At 67.3% G+C, this 13,997-nt stretch carries 12 protein-coding genes; 4 read left to right on the top strand and 8 right to left on the bottom strand.

The features are described 5' to 3' along the window. Positions 1-13 precede the first annotated feature (13 nt). Positions 14-1,576, bottom strand: a complete 1,563-nt coding sequence (gene ppx, locus AC3WLC_RS14505; RefSeq protein WP_493684641.1) for an exopolyphosphatase — start codon at positions 1,574-1,576, stop codon at positions 14-16. Then, positions 1,512-3,728 (bottom strand): RNA degradosome polyphosphate kinase, encoded by a 2,217-nt coding sequence (locus tag AC3WLC_RS14500; protein WP_493684640.1) that lies wholly within the window; start codon positions 3,726-3,728, stop codon positions 1,512-1,514. Before AC3WLC_RS14500 ends, ppx begins: the two co-directional genes overlap by 65 nt. Positions 3,729-3,974: 246 nt before the next feature. Here AC3WLC_RS14500 and AC3WLC_RS14495 point away from each other — a divergent pair, with 246 nt between their 5' ends. Continuing rightward, a complete protein-coding gene (locus AC3WLC_RS14495; RefSeq protein WP_493684639.1) occupies positions 3,975-5,204 on the top strand; it encodes an acyl-CoA desaturase in 1,230 nt (409 codons plus the stop codon). A gap of 4 nt (positions 5,205-5,208) precedes the next feature. On the opposite strand, the gene AC3WLC_RS14490 is transcribed toward AC3WLC_RS14495, so the two are convergent. The 3 genes from AC3WLC_RS14490 to AC3WLC_RS14480 form a co-directional block, all read right to left on the bottom strand. Continuing rightward, positions 5,209-5,886, bottom strand: a complete 678-nt coding sequence (locus AC3WLC_RS14490; protein WP_493684638.1) for a P-loop NTPase family protein — start codon at positions 5,884-5,886, stop codon at positions 5,209-5,211. A 7-nt stretch (positions 5,887-5,893) separates the two neighbouring features. Next, entirely contained in the window at positions 5,894-6,988 is a 1,095-nt protein-coding gene (locus AC3WLC_RS14485) for an AI-2E family transporter (RefSeq protein WP_493684637.1), read from the bottom strand. Positions 6,989-7,058: 70 nt separating this feature from the next. Continuing rightward, complete coding sequence (locus AC3WLC_RS14480; RefSeq protein ID WP_493684636.1) at positions 7,059-7,589, bottom strand: CDP-alcohol phosphatidyltransferase family protein; 531 nt, start codon at positions 7,587-7,589, stop codon at positions 7,059-7,061. Positions 7,590-7,836: 247 nt separating this feature from the next. On the opposite strand from AC3WLC_RS14480, the gene purM reads away from it, so the two are divergent. Both purM and purN read left to right on the top strand, forming a co-directional pair. Next, a complete protein-coding gene (gene purM / locus AC3WLC_RS14475) occupies positions 7,837-8,907 on the top strand; it encodes a phosphoribosylformylglycinamidine cyclo-ligase (RefSeq protein WP_493684635.1) in 1,071 nt (356 codons plus the stop codon). Then, positions 8,904-9,524 carry a phosphoribosylglycinamide formyltransferase gene (purN, locus tag AC3WLC_RS14470; RefSeq protein ID WP_493684634.1) on the top strand — a complete coding sequence of 207 codons (621 nt, stop codon included), beginning with the start codon at positions 8,904-8,906 and terminating at the stop codon, positions 9,522-9,524. Before purM ends, purN begins: the two co-directional genes overlap by 4 nt. 136 nt (positions 9,525-9,660) lie before the next feature. Here the strand turns inward: purN and AC3WLC_RS14465 are convergent, their stop codons facing one another. Beyond that, complete coding sequence (locus tag AC3WLC_RS14465) at positions 9,661-10,407, bottom strand: helix-turn-helix transcriptional regulator (RefSeq protein WP_493684633.1); 747 nt, start codon at positions 10,405-10,407, stop codon at positions 9,661-9,663. Between the two features lie 117 nt (positions 10,408-10,524). Between AC3WLC_RS14465 and AC3WLC_RS14460 the strand changes: the two genes are divergently transcribed. Continuing rightward, entirely contained in the window at positions 10,525-11,241 is a 717-nt protein-coding gene (locus tag AC3WLC_RS14460) for a glutathione S-transferase family protein (RefSeq protein ID WP_493684632.1), read from the top strand. Positions 11,242-11,253: 12 nt separating this feature from the next. On the opposite strand, the gene AC3WLC_RS14455 is transcribed toward AC3WLC_RS14460, so the two are convergent. Both AC3WLC_RS14455 and AC3WLC_RS14450 read right to left on the bottom strand, forming a co-directional pair. Beyond that, positions 11,254-11,565, bottom strand: a complete 312-nt coding sequence (locus AC3WLC_RS14455; protein ID WP_493684631.1) for a hypothetical protein — start codon at positions 11,563-11,565, stop codon at positions 11,254-11,256. Positions 11,566-11,737: 172 nt separating this feature from the next. After that, positions 11,738-13,828: a molybdopterin-containing oxidoreductase family protein gene (locus tag AC3WLC_RS14450; protein WP_493684630.1), complete on the bottom strand. Its 2,091-nt coding sequence runs from the start codon at positions 13,826-13,828 to the stop codon at positions 11,738-11,740. Positions 13,829-13,997: the final 169 nt, after the last annotated feature.

Here is a 13,997-nt window from a genome sequence, read left to right as displayed (position 1 = left end):
CGCCCTTCGCCGCTCAGCGGATGTCGATCTCCCGGCCGAGCAGCTTGGCGAGCTGCTTCAGCCGTCCCGTGACACGCTCACTCGCCAGCGATTTGAGATCGTCCGGCAGGCGCAGGACGAGCCGGCTGTCGACGCAGGCCAGCGGCGCCCGCGAGAGGATGCCCGGCATGCCGGCCGAGATCAGATAGGCGACCCGGAAGGCCGCGGCGAGGATGTGCATGCGTTCGAGCAGGCGCACCGTCAGCAGGCGCCGCAAGTTTTCAGCGGCCGGCGCCGAGGCCTTCAGGCCGGCATAGCGATAGAACGCCGTCAGCGCGAGGAAGGCGCGGCCGGCATGGTCGACGCCGCTGAACGAGGCATGGGCGATGACGTTGAGCGTCTGCTCGCCGCGATAGTCGGGATGCGCACGCCAGCCGATGTCGGAGAGCAGGCAGGCGGCGAGCTGCAGCCGCTGCAGTGCCGGATCGTCATGCGAATAGGCGCTGGCGACGAGCCTGTCGGTCCAGGCGACCAGGTCGGCGGCATGGCGGGGATCGCGGGCACGCAGCTGGTTGTAGTCCTCGGCTCCGCGCAGCAGCGCGTCGGCACTACGCTCGCCCTCGTCGAGCTGCTCGTGCAGCAGGCCTTCGCGGACGCCATTGGCGGAGATCACGACATTGCGCGGCCGGCCACGCTTGATGATCTGGTCGAGCACCAGCGCGCCATAGGCGAGCAGCGGACGCCGCGCCGAGGAGACCGCCTCGATCGCCTCCAGCATCGAGGCGTCGGCGCGCTCGACCAGCCGGACGAAGTCGCTCGCCTCGCGCGCCGGCACGATATAGCCGTGCATGACGTTGAGCGGATAGCCCGATTGGCGCTGGTGCAGCGTCGCGAGCGCGCGCCAGGTACCACCGACGGCGTAGAAATCGCGCCCGCGCATGGCGGCGAGCTGCGGGTGATGGTCGAGATCGTCGCGGACGATCTTCTCGGCCGCCTTCATCGAGTTCTTCGAGCGGTCGATCAGGGCAAGGCCGCCGAGCGGCAGGCTGATCCCCTCCCCGACCTTGTCGCCATCGACCGAGATCAGTTCGAGCGAGCCGCCGCCGAGGTCGCCGACGACCCCATGCGGCTGGTCGAAGCCCGAGATCACGCCAAGCGCCGAGAGATAGGCTTCGCGGTCGCCGGAGATCAGCTCGATCGGCTGGCCCACGGCCGCTTCGGCGCGGGCGATGAAATCGGGGCCGTTCGAGGCATAGCGGGCCGCCGCCGTGGCGATGACCCGGAGCTGCCCGACATGCATCGCCTCGCAGAGGATGCGGAAGCGCACCAGCGCCGAAAGCGCCTTGTCGATCGCGTCCTGCGCCAGCATGCCGGTCGAGGCGACCTGCCGGCCGAGACCCGCCATCTCCTTCTCGTTGAAGACCTGCGCGGGCGCCCGTGACAGGTTCTCATAGACGACGAGGCGGACCGAGTTCGAACCGATGTCGATGATCGCGATGGTGTCGTCGACGCTCAGCCGGCCAGAAGCCTGCTCAGGCCTTCTTGCCGGCGCGGCGGGAGAGGCTGCGGGGGCTCGAACTGGAGAGAGATTTGCCACGACCAGACAGGCTCGGATTCGTCATGAAATACTTGTGGGCGTTGAACGACTCTTCGGCCGATGGCGGGACAATGCGTCGCGAGCCGCCATCGGGCAAGATGGTCCAGCTCTGTTCGTTGTCGAGAAAATTCGCCAGCATGATCTGCTCGAGCAGCTGCTGGTGGACCGTGGCGTTCTGGATCGGCGTCAGCGCCTCGACGCGGCGGTCGAGATTACGGGGCATCAGGTCGGCCGAGGAGATATAGAGCTTGGCCTTGGCCGAGGGCATGCCGTGGCCCGCGCCGAAGGCATAGACGCGGGTGTGTTCCAGGAAGCGCCCGACGATCGACTTGACGCGGATATTGTCGGAGAGCCCTGGCACGCCCGGCCGCAGGCAGCAGATGCCGCGCACGACGAAGTCGATCTGCACGCCGGCCTGGCTGGCATCGTAGAGCGCATCGATGATCTCGGGATCGACCAGCGAGTTGCACTTGCCCCAGATCGCGCCCTTGCGGCCCGCCTTCACATGGGCGACCTCCTCGGCGATATCGTCGAGCAGGCGCTGCTTCAGGTTGACCGGCGAGACAGCCATGCGCTCCAGCTCGGCCGGCTCGGCATAGCCGGTGATGAAGTTGAAGATGCGGGCGACGTCCTGCGCCATCACCGGATCGGCGGTGAAGAAGGAGACGTCGGTATAGATGCGCGCCGTGATCGGGTGGTAGTTGCCGGTGGCGATGTGGCAGTAGGTCACGAACTGCCCGGCCTCGCGGCGCACCACCATCGAGAGCTTGGCGTGGGTCTTGAGCTCGATGAAGCCGTAGACGACCTGGACGCCGGCGCGCTCCAGATCCTTGGCCCAGCGGATGTTCGCCTCTTCGTCGAAGCGCGCCTTGAGCTCGACCAGCGCGGTCACCGACTTGCCGGCCTCGGCGGCCTCGGCCAGCGCCTGGACGATCGGCGAGTTCGAGGATGTCCGGTATAGCGTCTGCTTGATCGCGACGACGTTGGGATCGCGCGCCGCCTGCTGCAGGAACTGCACGACGACGTCGAAGCTCTCATAGGGGTGGTGGACGATCAGGTCCTTCTGGCGGATCGCGGCGAAGCAGTCGCCGCCATGCTCGCGGATACGCTCGGGAAAGCGGGCGTTGTAGGGCTTGAACTTCAAGTCCGGCCGGTCGGCGCCGACGAGCTGGGAGAGCTCGTTCAGGGCGATCATGCCGTCGACCACCACGACCTCGTCGGGATCGACCCTGAGCTCGCGGATGATCATGTCGCGCAGATGCGTCGGCATGTCGGCATGGAGCTCCAGCCGGATGACGACACCGCGGCGGCGCTGCTTCAGCATGGTCTCGAAGACGCGGACCAGGTCCTCCGCCTCCTCCTCGATGTCGAGATCGGAGTCGCGGATGATGCGGAAGGAGCCGGTGCCCTTGACCTCGTAGCCGGGGAAGAGCTTGCCGATGAAGAGCGCGACCAGATCCTCCAGCATGATGAAGCGCTGGACGCCCTCGCGGGCGAGATCGGGCAGCTCGATGAAGCGGTCCATCTTCACCGGCACGCGGATCAGCGCGTCGAGCGCGCGCCCGTCGCTGACGCGCTCCAGCGCCAGCGCGATGGTGAAGCCGAGATTGGGAATGAACGGGAAGGGATGGGCCGGGTCGATCGCCAGCGGCGTCAGCACCGGGAAGACGTAGTGCAGGAAGCGGTCTTCCAGCCAGATGCGGTCCTGCGCGCCGATATCGGCCGGGCGCAGCAGCACGATCCGGTTCGCTTCCAGGTCCTGCTTGAGCTCGGTCCAGCGGATCTGCTGGTCGCGGGTCAGGGCTGCGACGCCCTCGCCCAAGGCCGAGAGCTGCTCGGCCGGGCTCAGGCCGTCCTGGCTCGGCGTCACCACGCCGGCCTTGAGCTGCTCGCGCAGGCCGGAGACGCGCACCATGAAGAACTCGTCGAGATTGTTCGCCGAGATCGAGAGGAAGCGCAGCTGCTCCAGCAGCGGATGATTGCGGTTGGACGCCTCCTCCATCACGCGCCGGTTGAACTGCAGCCAGGACAGCTCCCGGTTCATGAAGCGCTTCGGCGACTGCCGCAGCTCCTCGTCGAAGTGGAGAACCGTCTCTGTCGCCACCGAGGCCACAGCCTTCGGAACCGGCGCTTCCGCCACATCTTGGGTCATGCGCTTTGCTCTCGCTGTCGACGCCGCTCGTGCCACTGCCGGTCCTGTAGCTGTGCTGTGTGTCGGTTTGCTTGCAGCCGCAGCGGCCACATCCGCCTTGAAGCCATCGTAGCGTGACGCTTCGATGACAGGCGAGGCCAAACGTCACATTTCACCAACGCACACGGCGCTTGCGCCAGCCCCGCCCCTGCTGTTTGGTCGGCATGCGAATCCCGCATGACTTCAGACGCACTCTAGAGAACGACCTTGTCAGAGCAGCAGCACGCCGACGACCACGGCGACATCGTCTACCCCTCAGCCATTCCCTTCGTGCTGGCGCATCTGGCCTGCTTCGGAGCGCTCTGGAGCGGCATCAGCGCGACGTCGCTCTGGCTCGCCTTCGGCCTGTACTGGCTGCGCATGTTCGCGGTGACCGGCGGCTACCATCGCTACTTCTCGCACCGGACCTACAAGACCAGCCGGGTCGGCCAGTTCATGCTCGCCCTCCTCGCCCAGTCGACGGCGCAGAAGAGCGTGATCTGGTGGGCCTCGAAGCACCGGCATCACCACCGCTTCTCCGACACGGAGCACGACGTGCACTCGCCGGTGCTGACCTCGTTCTTCTACTCCCATGTCGGCTGGATCTTCAGCAACGGCCACGATCGCTGCGACACCTCGACCGTCACCGACCTGACGCGCTTCCCGGAGCTCACCTTCCTGCATCGCTTCGAATTGCTGCCGGCAGCCGCGCTCGCCCTGATCTGCTTTGCCATCGACGGCTGGAGCGGCCTGTTCGTCGGCTTCTTCTGGTCGACGGTCGCGGTCTACCACGGCACCTTCTGCATCAACTCGCTGGCTCATGTTCACGGCGACAAGGACTATGTCACCGGCGACGAGAGCCGGAACAACTGGTGGCTGGCGATCATCACCATGGGTGAAGGCTGGCACAACAACCACCACGCCTATCAGTACAGCGTCCGCCAGGGTTTTCGCTGGTGGCAATGGGACCCGACCTATTACCTCATCCTCGGCCTGTCGAAGCTGCGCCTGGTCTGGGACCTGAAGGCGCCGCCGCAGGCTGTGGTCGAGCGCTCGCAGGCGCTGCCGCCGCGCGTGATCGAGCGCTCGGCCGAGCGGCTCGCGGCCTCCGTCCCGGTCGAGCGCATCGTTCAGTCCTTGCGCGACGCCTATGCCAACGCGCCCGGCCTGCCCGAACTGCATCTGCCCACGCTGACGCTGCCGGAGTTCCGCGAGGCTCTGGCCGCGATGCAGGCCCGCGCCGGCGAGCGCCTGCATGCCGTCCAGGCCCAGGCGCAGGACGCGATCGCGCATTGGCACATGCCGACGCTGCCGAGCCGCGAGGAGCTCTCCGAGAAGGCCGCGGCGATGTTCGTCAAGACGCCGTCGCTCGACGCGATCGCGGCACGGGCGCACGATCTCCTGATCGAGACGGTCCACGCCCGCCTGACCGGCACGGCGGCTACGGCGAAGGCCTGAGGCCTCACTCCTCCGGGAAGAGCGAGGCGACCACCTCGGTGGCCATGGCGCGGGTGACGCGCCGGCCGCGCTCGAGCGAGAGCTTGTCGATGGCGTCGACAAGATCGCGCGCCGCGGCGAAGGAGCGCTCCATCCGCAGCGCCAGCGCCTCGATCGTGCCGGTGTCGACGATGAGCTGGCGGTCGACGAAGAGCTTGACCAGCAGCGCCCGCAGCAGCGCATCGTCCGGCGGCGCGATCTCGGCCTGCGGCGCCAGGCGCAGGCGCGAGAGCAGGTCCGGCACCTTCAGGCCCCATTGCCCCGGCTCGGTCCGCGCCGTCAGCAGCACGGAGGCGCCGCGCGCCTTGGTCGCGTTGAGCAGATGGAACAGCGCGGGCTCGTCGAGCGGAGCGCGGTCGCAGTCCTCGATGACCAGCGCGCCGCCCGAGGCCAGATGCGGCACCTTGGCTTCGTCGAGCTCGGCGGCGGAGAGCGTCCAGGCATGGGCGCGCGCCGCCCAGATCGCGGCGAGATGGGTCTTGCCCGCTCCCTCCGGCCCGACCAGGCGCAGCCAGGAGGCCGGCCAGCCCGGCCAGCTCTCGATCAGCCCATAAGCCTGCTCGTTCGACGGACCAACGAGGAAATCCTCGACGCCGTGGCGGCTGTCGACCGGCAGGTCGAAGGCGAGCTGACGCGGTTTCACCGGCGGCTCACGGTTCGGCATGAATCTTCGGAGCCTGACCGGTGCGCCCGCGGTAATAGGGGCTGGCAAGGTATTGCCGCAGCACGAAGCGGGCGAGCACGCCGATGATCGCTGCCAGCGGCACGGCGAGCAGCAGGCCGACGAAGCCGAAGAGCGAGCCGAAGGCGAGCAGCGCGAACATCAGCCAGACCGGATGCACGCCGATGGAGTCGCCGACCAGCTTGGGCTGCAGGATGTTGCCCTCAACGAACTGGCCGACGGCGAAGACGGCGAGCGTCAACAGCGGCATCGTCCAGTCCGGCCAGAACTGCACGGTGGCGACGCCGACCGAGAGCACCAGCCCGGTCAGCGAGCCGACATAGGGGATGAACGACAGGAAGCCGCTGATGATGCCGATCAGCGCGCCGAAATTGACGCCGACCAGCGACAGACCGATCGCATAGAACGTCCCGAGCAGCAGGCAGACCAGCGCCTGTCCGCGCAGGAAGCCGGCGATGGCGGTGTCCATCTCGTGCAGCAGGCCGCGGATCGTCTCGCGATGGTCGAGCGGCAGCCAGCTGTCGACTGTCGCGACCATGCGATCCCAGTCGGCGAGAAGGTAGAAGGCGATGACGGGGGTCAGCACCAGCAGCGAGAACACGCCGATGATCGCCGTGCCGCCGGACCAGAGCGAGCCCAGCAGCTTGCCAACCCAGCTCGTTGCCTCGCCGACGAGATTGCCGAGCGAACTCTGGGCATCCTGCGCCAGCTTGGCGCCGCCGAAGCGCTCGATCAATGGCGCGCCGCGCTCCATGATCAGCGCCTGGAGCTTTGCGGCGTCACCCGGCAAGCGTGCGACGAGGCCAGCGAGCTGCTGGCTCAGCAGCGGGGCGAGCAGGACCAGTCCGGCGATGAAGACGAGCAGGAACAGGCAGAGGATCGCGATCGTCGCGGTCAGCCGGCTGAGGCCCCAGCGCTCCAGCCTGTCAGCAAGCGGATCGAGCAGATAGGCCAGCGCCAGCGCCGCGATGAAGGGCAGCAGCACGTCCCGGAACAGCATCAGCGCCAGCACGAGGACGGCAAGGGCGAGCAGCCAGAAGAGCAGTTGACGCTGAAGACTCATGCACTCGCCTCTACGGGGCCTTGCGGTCCCTGATTATGGTGATCCGCCACGGACCATCCAAGGAGCCGGCTCAGCCCGCCATATGCCGCAGCCAGAGCGCGAGGTAGGCGCCCATCGAGGCGAGCGTCAAGGTCGCGACGGTGATCTGCGCCGCCGGCATGATGGCGCCGACGTCGATCTCGAAGGATTTCGAACCGAGCACCAGAGCGGCAAAGACGAGCTGGGCGGCGGTGTTGAGCTTGCTGACGACAATCGGCGCGATCGTCACCGGCTTCTCCATCAGCCAGGACAGGATCACCGCAGTGACGATCATCAGGTCGCGCGAGACGACGACGATCACCAGCCAGACCGGGATGATGCCGATGATGGCGAGGGTGATGTAGATCGAGACGATCAGCGCCTTGTCGGCGAGCGGATCGAGATAGGCGCCGAGCTCGCTCTTCATGTCGAAACGCTTGGCGATGAAGCCGTCGATCGCGTCGGAGACGCCGGCCGCGACGAAGAGGAAGAAGGCCTCGTCCCAGCGGGCATTGACGATCATGACGATCACCAGCGGCACCAGGATCAGCCGGGCGATGGTGATCAGGTTCGGAAGCGTCATCGCGGGAAACCTGCCGGCTGAATCGCAGCTCAGGGTAGAACATGGGCGGGAGAAGTGCGAAACGCTTTCGCAGAAGGGCTTGCCCGCGGCCGTCCCCTTGCCTATTCGCTCGCGCAGCAAGAGCCGGATCCGATCAGGTCGAAACGACCTGATCGGTGAATCCGTCTCTCACTTTTAGTGTAAAGACCGTTTTGCGGATCAGCTTGCAGAGCAATCCGATCGGACCGGGCTTTAGGAGCTGAAGCCGATGACGAAACCGGGCGCCAACGGGCTGACCTATGCGCAGGCGGGCGTCGATATCGATGCCGGCAACGCCATGGTCGATGCGATCAAGCCGCTGGTGCGCTCGACGCGCCGGCCCGGCGCCGATGCGGAGATCGGCGGCTTCGGCGGATTGTTCGACCTGAAGGCCGCCGGCTTCAGCGATCCGATCCTAGTCGCGGCCAATGATGGCGTCGGCACCAAGGTCAAGATCGCGATCGAGAGCGGCCGGCATTCGACCATCGGCATCGATCTCGTCGCCATGTGCGTCAACGACCTCGTCGTCCAGGGCGCCGAGCCGCTGCTCTTCCTCGACTATTACGCCACCGGCAAGCTCGACCCGCGGGCCGGCGTCGAGATCGTCCGCGGTATCGCCGAGGGCTGCCGCCAGGCCGGCTGCGCCCTGATCGGCGGCGAAACCGCCGAGATGCCCGGCATGTATGCCGGCAACGATTACGACCTCGCCGGCTTCGCCGTCGGCGCGGCCGAGCGCGGCACACTGCTGCCGCGCGCCGATGTCGTCGCTGGCGACGTCGTCCTCGGCCTGCCCTCCTCCGGCGTGCACTCGAACGGCTATTCGCTGGTCCGCCGCATCGTCGCACTCTCGGGCCTGGCCTGGGACGCACCCGCCCCGTTCGCTTCGGACAAGACCCTTGCCGAGGCGCTGCTGGAGCCGACCCGGATCTATGTGAAGAGCCTGCTGCAGGCGCTGAAGGCGGCGCCCGGCATCAAGGCCCTCGCCCACATCACCGGCGGCGGCTTTCCCGACAACATCCCGCGCGTGCTGCCTGACGATCTCGGCGTCGCGATCGACCTGCCGGCGATCAGCGTGCCGCCGGTTTTCGGCTGGCTCGCCCAGGTCGGCGGCGTTGCCGAGCGCGAGATGCTGCGCACCTTCAACTGCGGCATCGGCATGATCGTCGTGGCCGAGGCCGCTCAGGCGGACGCCGTCATGGCAGCGCTGGCCGAGGCCGGCGAGAAGCCGGTGAAGCTCGGCGAAGTCACCGCGCGCGGCGCGGACGAGGCCGTCACCTATCGCGGGAAGCTCGCCCTGTGAGCACGGCAAGGCGGGTACCGACCGCTATCCTGATCTCCGGGCGCGGCTCGAACATGGTCGCGCTGATCGAGGCGGCCAAAGCTGCCGACTTTCCGGCTGAGATCGCGCTGGTCGCCGCCAACTTGCCGGATGCAGGCGGGCTGGAGCGGGCTGCCTCCGCCGGTATCGCCACCACCAGCGTCGACCACCGCCCCTTCGGCAAGGACCGCGAGGCTTTCGAGCGGGCGCTCGACGCGGAGCTGCGGGCGCACGGCATCGAACTCGTCGTACTCGCCGGCTTCATGCGGGTGCTGACGCCCTGGTTCGTGACGCGCTGGCAGGGCCGGATGATCAACATCCACCCCTCGCTGCTGCCCGACTTCCGCGGCACGCACACCCATGCCCGCGCGCTGGAGGCCGGCGTCGCCGAGCATGGCTGCACGGTGCATTTCGTCGTGCCCGAGCTCGATGCCGGCCCGACCATCCTGCAGGCGAAGGTACCTGTGCTGCCCGGCGACGACGAAGCGAGCCTATCGGCCCGCGTGCTGGAGCAGGAGCACCGGATCTACCCGCAGGCGCTGGCGCTGGTGGCGTCCGGGGCGGTGAAACTGGAAGACGGAGTGGCGGTCGGCGCCTAGGGCCGACCCCAAAGCGTCATTCTCGGCCGCAGCGAAGCGGAGATCCGAGAATCTCGTGACGAGAGGGCGCAGACTGGAGCCTCCTCCGGCCAGAGATGCTCGGGTCAAGCCCGAGCATGACGCACCCGCCCCTTGGCTACTGCACCGTCACCGCTCCGCCCTGCAGCGCCTGCTGCTCGATCGCCCGGCGGGCGGCCGCCTCCTGCTCTTCCTTCTGCCAGCGCCGGAACAGGTCGGCGCGGCGGGCCGGGTAGCGCTCCTCGCGGGCGGTGAGCTCGGCGATGCGGTCGGTGCGGAAATGGCGGAAGGCCTGCCGGAGCTCGCACCAGGCGATGACGACGCGGACGCGGTCGAAGAAGGTCATGCCGATCGGCCAGATCATCCGCCGCGATTCGGCACCGGCCTCGTCGCGATAGGCGATGTCGAGCTTGCGGCCATTGCGGATCGCGGCGCGGATGGCAGCAGCGTCGACCTGGTCGACGATCGCCGAATCCTTGCAATAGGCCGGCGCGAACAGGGCGCCGTCGAGCAGGATGGGCCTGAGATGCGGAGGCAACACCGCCGCGACCTTGGCGACGACGTCCTCGGCGGCGCGCGCCAAGGTCGGGTCGGCGCGCTCCGAGAGCCAGCGCATGCCGACCAGCACCGCCTCGATCTCGTCCGGCGAGAACATCAGCGGCGGCAGGTCGAAGCCGGCGTCGAGGACATAGCCGATGCCGGCCTCGCCGCGCACCGGCACGCCCTGGCGTAGCAAGGCCGCGATGTCGCGATAGACGGTGCGGACCGAGACATCGAGCTCGGAGGCAAGCGTCTCGGCAGTGACGGGGCGACGCCGGCGGCGCAACCCCTGAATCAGATCGAGCAAACGTTCAGCACGCTGCATGGCGTAGTTCCGCTGATAGGAAGATGGCGTAAGCTCATCCTGCTCTACTCGCCCTGACACGAATTGTCAGGAGCGTGTCAGCAGCATGCTGCATACCGAACACCGGGGGAAATACGAATGCTGGAGCTGCATGTGTTCGGGCCTGCCTTCGGCCAGCCTGATCCGAGCCCGTTCTGCATGAAGGGCATCATCCTGATGGAGATGTCCGGCCTGCCTTACACCCGCGTGCGTGGCAATCTGCAGAAGGCGCCGAAGGGTAAGTTCCCGATGCTGCGCGACGGCGACAGAATAGTCCCCGACACGACCTTCATCCGCATGCATCTCGAACAGGCGCATGGAGTCGACTTCGACAAGGGCCTCTCCGCCGAGCAGCGCGGCACCGCCTGGGCTGTCGAGAAGATGCTCGAGGACCACATGTACTGGATGGTGGTGCAGGAGCGTTGGGCCAATCCCGCCAATTTCGACCGCGGACCGCGCCGCTTCTTCGACGCCGTGCCGGCGCCGTTGCGGCCGCTGGTGGTCGCGATGGTCAAGCGCCAGATCCGCCGCAACCTGCACGGCCACGGCGTCGGCCGGCACAGCGATGCCGAGCGGCTGGAACTGGCGCGGCGGGCGCTCGATGCGCTCGCCGGAATCCTCGGGGGCAATCCCTATCTCACCGGCCCCGATCCGAGCGGAGCCGATGCCACGCTCGGCGCCTTCATGATCGCGGGGCTGTGCGACATCTTCGACTCGCCGATCCGCGGCGCGCTGCAGGAGCACGCCAACCTCGTCGCCTATGCCGGCCGCATGCGCGCACGCTATTTCAGGGACGAGGCAGAAAAGGCGGCGTGAGCCGCCCTCCCATCAAGGCCGCTTTAGCTTGCAGCGGTCGAGGAACTCGTAGCCCTTCTCGCGGGCCGTGTCGTTGAAGTAGCCGGTGTCGCGGAAGGCCTGGAGCTCGTCCTTGGTCATCGCGTTGACCGTGCCCTTGGCGTAGCAACTGCACGGCGTGTGCACCGCCTCGCGGGTCGTGTTCATCAGGCGCGACTGGGTGATCAGGCAGGCATCGAAGGCACGCAGCTGGATCATGTAGGGCGTCAGGTTCTTCGCCGTCGGATCCGGCGGCGGCAGAGCGCTGGTGCTGCCAGCGGCCAGCGCCGCGCCGGCAGAAACCAAGAGGGACAACCCAGCGGCCCACAGGACCGCACCAACCCGCCGCTTGATCATTGTTCGCACTGTCCGTTTCCGCGGCTCAAGCCCGGGAGACCCGAATCTCCCCTCGACAGGCCATGCCGTCGCCCGGGCGCGGATGGTCCATAGGCCCAGTAAAAAAGCAATGACGCAAAGGTCACACCGCCTTGCGAATCCAGACCTTGTTGTCGTGGAAGGCGGCGCCGCCATAGGGCGCGGGCGAATCCGCGCCGGTGATGGTGTTGATGCCGCGCCCGCCGCGATGGGCGCCGTTGGGCCAGATCGATTCGGCGATGACGACGCCGCGCACCAGCCCGTCGAACAGCACAGCGTCGAGCTCAACCGTGCCGCGCCGGTTGCCGACCGTGACGTGATCGCCCGCAGCGATGCCGAGCCCGGCCGCATCGTCCGGATGCAGCATCAGCGTCGGAGCGCCCTCCTTCTTCTGCGAGGTCGGCGTCTCGGTGAAGCTGGAGTTCAGGAAATTGCGCGCCGGACTGCTGGCAAGCCGGAACGGATGCTCGGCATCGGCGGCTTCGATCACGGCCCAATGATCGGGCAGAGAAGGCAATGTCTCGTGCGGGCCGACAAGACCGGCATTGCTGTTCGGCACTTTGGTCCAGTCCGGCTTGAAGCGGAACTTGCCATCGCGCCAGCCAAAGCCCTTGAGATAATGCGCCGTCTCGAAATCCGGCTGGATGTCGATGAAATCATTGGCGACCAGCTCTTCGAGCGTGCCGCGGCCGGTCTCCTGCAAGGTCCAGTCGACGATCTCGCGCGGGCTCATCGTGAAGCCGCGATGCTCGGCGCCGAGGCGCTGCGCCAAAGCGCAGATCACCTCATGGTTCGAGCGGCATTCGCCCGGGGGCTCGACGAGCTTGCCGCCCCACATGATGTGCTGATGGCCGCCGCCCTGGTAGAGGTCGTCATGCTCCATGAACTGCGTCGCCGGCAGCACGATGTCGGCCATCTGCGCGGTCTCGGTCATGAACTGCTCATGCACGACAGTGAAAAGGTCCTCGCGGGCAAAGCCGCGCTTAACCAGCTCCTGCTCGGGTGCGACGGTGACCGGATTGGTGTTCTGGATGAACAGCGCCTTGACCTGCCCGCCCTGGCGCAATGCTTCGGCATCGCCGGTAAGCACGCGGCCGATCTGCGACTGGTCGAGCTGGCGGACGTTGCGGTCGATCTTGTCGAGCCCCTCGATCAGGCCCTTGCGCCACTTGTAGATGCCGCTGTTCGAATGAAAGGCCCCGCCGCCCTCGTACTGCCAGGCGCCGGTCACCGTCGGGATGCAGGAAGCGGCGTGGATGTTGACCGCGCCGTTGCGCTGGCGGGCGAAGCCGTAGCCGAGCCGGAAGAAGCTTTTCTTGCGGGTGCCGACGAGTGTGGCGAATTCCTCGATCTCGGCGACGCTGAGGCCGGTGATCGCCGCCGCCCATTCCGGCGTGCGGGTGGCCAGATGCGCTTCCAGCTCATCCGGCGCATCGGCGAAGCGAGCGAGATAGTCGCGGTCGGCATGGCCGTCGCGGAAAAGCACATGCATGACGGCGCAGGCGAGCGCGCCGTCCGTACCGGGCTTGAGCACGAGCGGCAGATCGGCCTGGTCGAGCGTGGCGTTGCGGTAGATGTCGATCGCGACGATCTTGGCGCCGCGCTCCCTCCGCGCCTTCACCGCATGGTGCATGACGTTGACCTGGGTGTGCACCGGATTGGTGCCCCAGATCACCACGCAGTCAGACTTGGCCATCTCCCGCGGATCGGGCCCGGCGAGCTTGCCGGTGCCGGCGATGAAGCCGGTCCAGGCCGTGGTGGTACAGATCGTCGAGTACTGGCCGGAATAGCGCTTGGCGTGGCGCAGGCGGTTGATGCCGTCGCGCATCACCAGCCCCATCGTGCCGGCATAGTAATAGGGCCACACCGCCTCGGCGCCGTGCTCGGCCTCGATCGAAAGGAAGCGCCGGGCGATCTCGTCGAGCGCCTCGTCCCAAGAGATGCGCTCGAAGGCGCCGGAGCCCTTCGGCCCGGTGCGCCTTAGCGGATGCAGTAGCCGGTCGGGATGATGGATGCGCTCCGAATAGCGGGCGACCTTGGCGCAGATCACCCCGTCCGTGTAGCTCTGGCGCTTGTTGCCGCGGACCCGGCCGATCGTCCTGCCATCGATGACCTCGACCTCGAGCGAGCAGGCCGAGGGGCAATCATGCGGGCAGACCGAAGGCAGGCGCGCGATACGAGGAAGCTCTGTCATGGCCCCTTCCTAGAACAGGTCCAGGATCGGCGGAAGCGGGACGGTTGCAATGCCCCGCTGCGATGGGCCAAGCTGGCCGTATCCGGCGGCTGGGGATTCCTCCGGTTCAGCAGCCATACGCGCAGCATTGTCGCAGTCTGCCGCGCGTCAACTCCGGATTAAGATTAAT

It is taken from the genome of Allobosea sp. GW821-FHT03A12 (assembly GCF_058986765.1).
This window is presented reverse-complemented; position numbering and strand designations above follow the sequence as displayed.

Bases quoted from the DNA above. Each gene is read 5' to 3' on its own strand.
- AC3WLC_RS14450 (WP_493684630.1), bottom strand. From the start codon at position 13,828: ATGACAGAGCTTCCTCGTATCGCGCGCCTGCCTTCGGTCTGCCCGCAT.
- AC3WLC_RS14485 (WP_493684637.1), bottom strand. From the start codon at position 6,988: ATGAGTCTTCAGCGTCAACTGCTCTTCTGGCTGCTCGCCCTTGCCGTC.
- purM (WP_493684635.1), top strand. From the start codon at position 7,837: ATGACGAAACCGGGCGCCAACGGGCTGACCTATGCGCAGGCGGGCGTC.
- AC3WLC_RS14480 (WP_493684636.1), bottom strand. From the start codon at position 7,589: ATGACGCTTCCGAACCTGATCACCATCGCCCGGCTGATCCTGGTGCCG.
- AC3WLC_RS14465 (WP_493684633.1), bottom strand. From the start codon at position 10,407: ATGCAGCGTGCTGAACGTTTGCTCGATCTGATTCAGGGGTTGCGCCGC.
- AC3WLC_RS14500 (WP_493684640.1), bottom strand. From the start codon at position 3,728: ATGACCCAAGATGTGGCGGAAGCGCCGGTTCCGAAGGCTGTGGCCTCG.
- AC3WLC_RS14460 (WP_493684632.1), top strand. From the start codon at position 10,525: ATGCTGGAGCTGCATGTGTTCGGGCCTGCCTTCGGCCAGCCTGATCCG.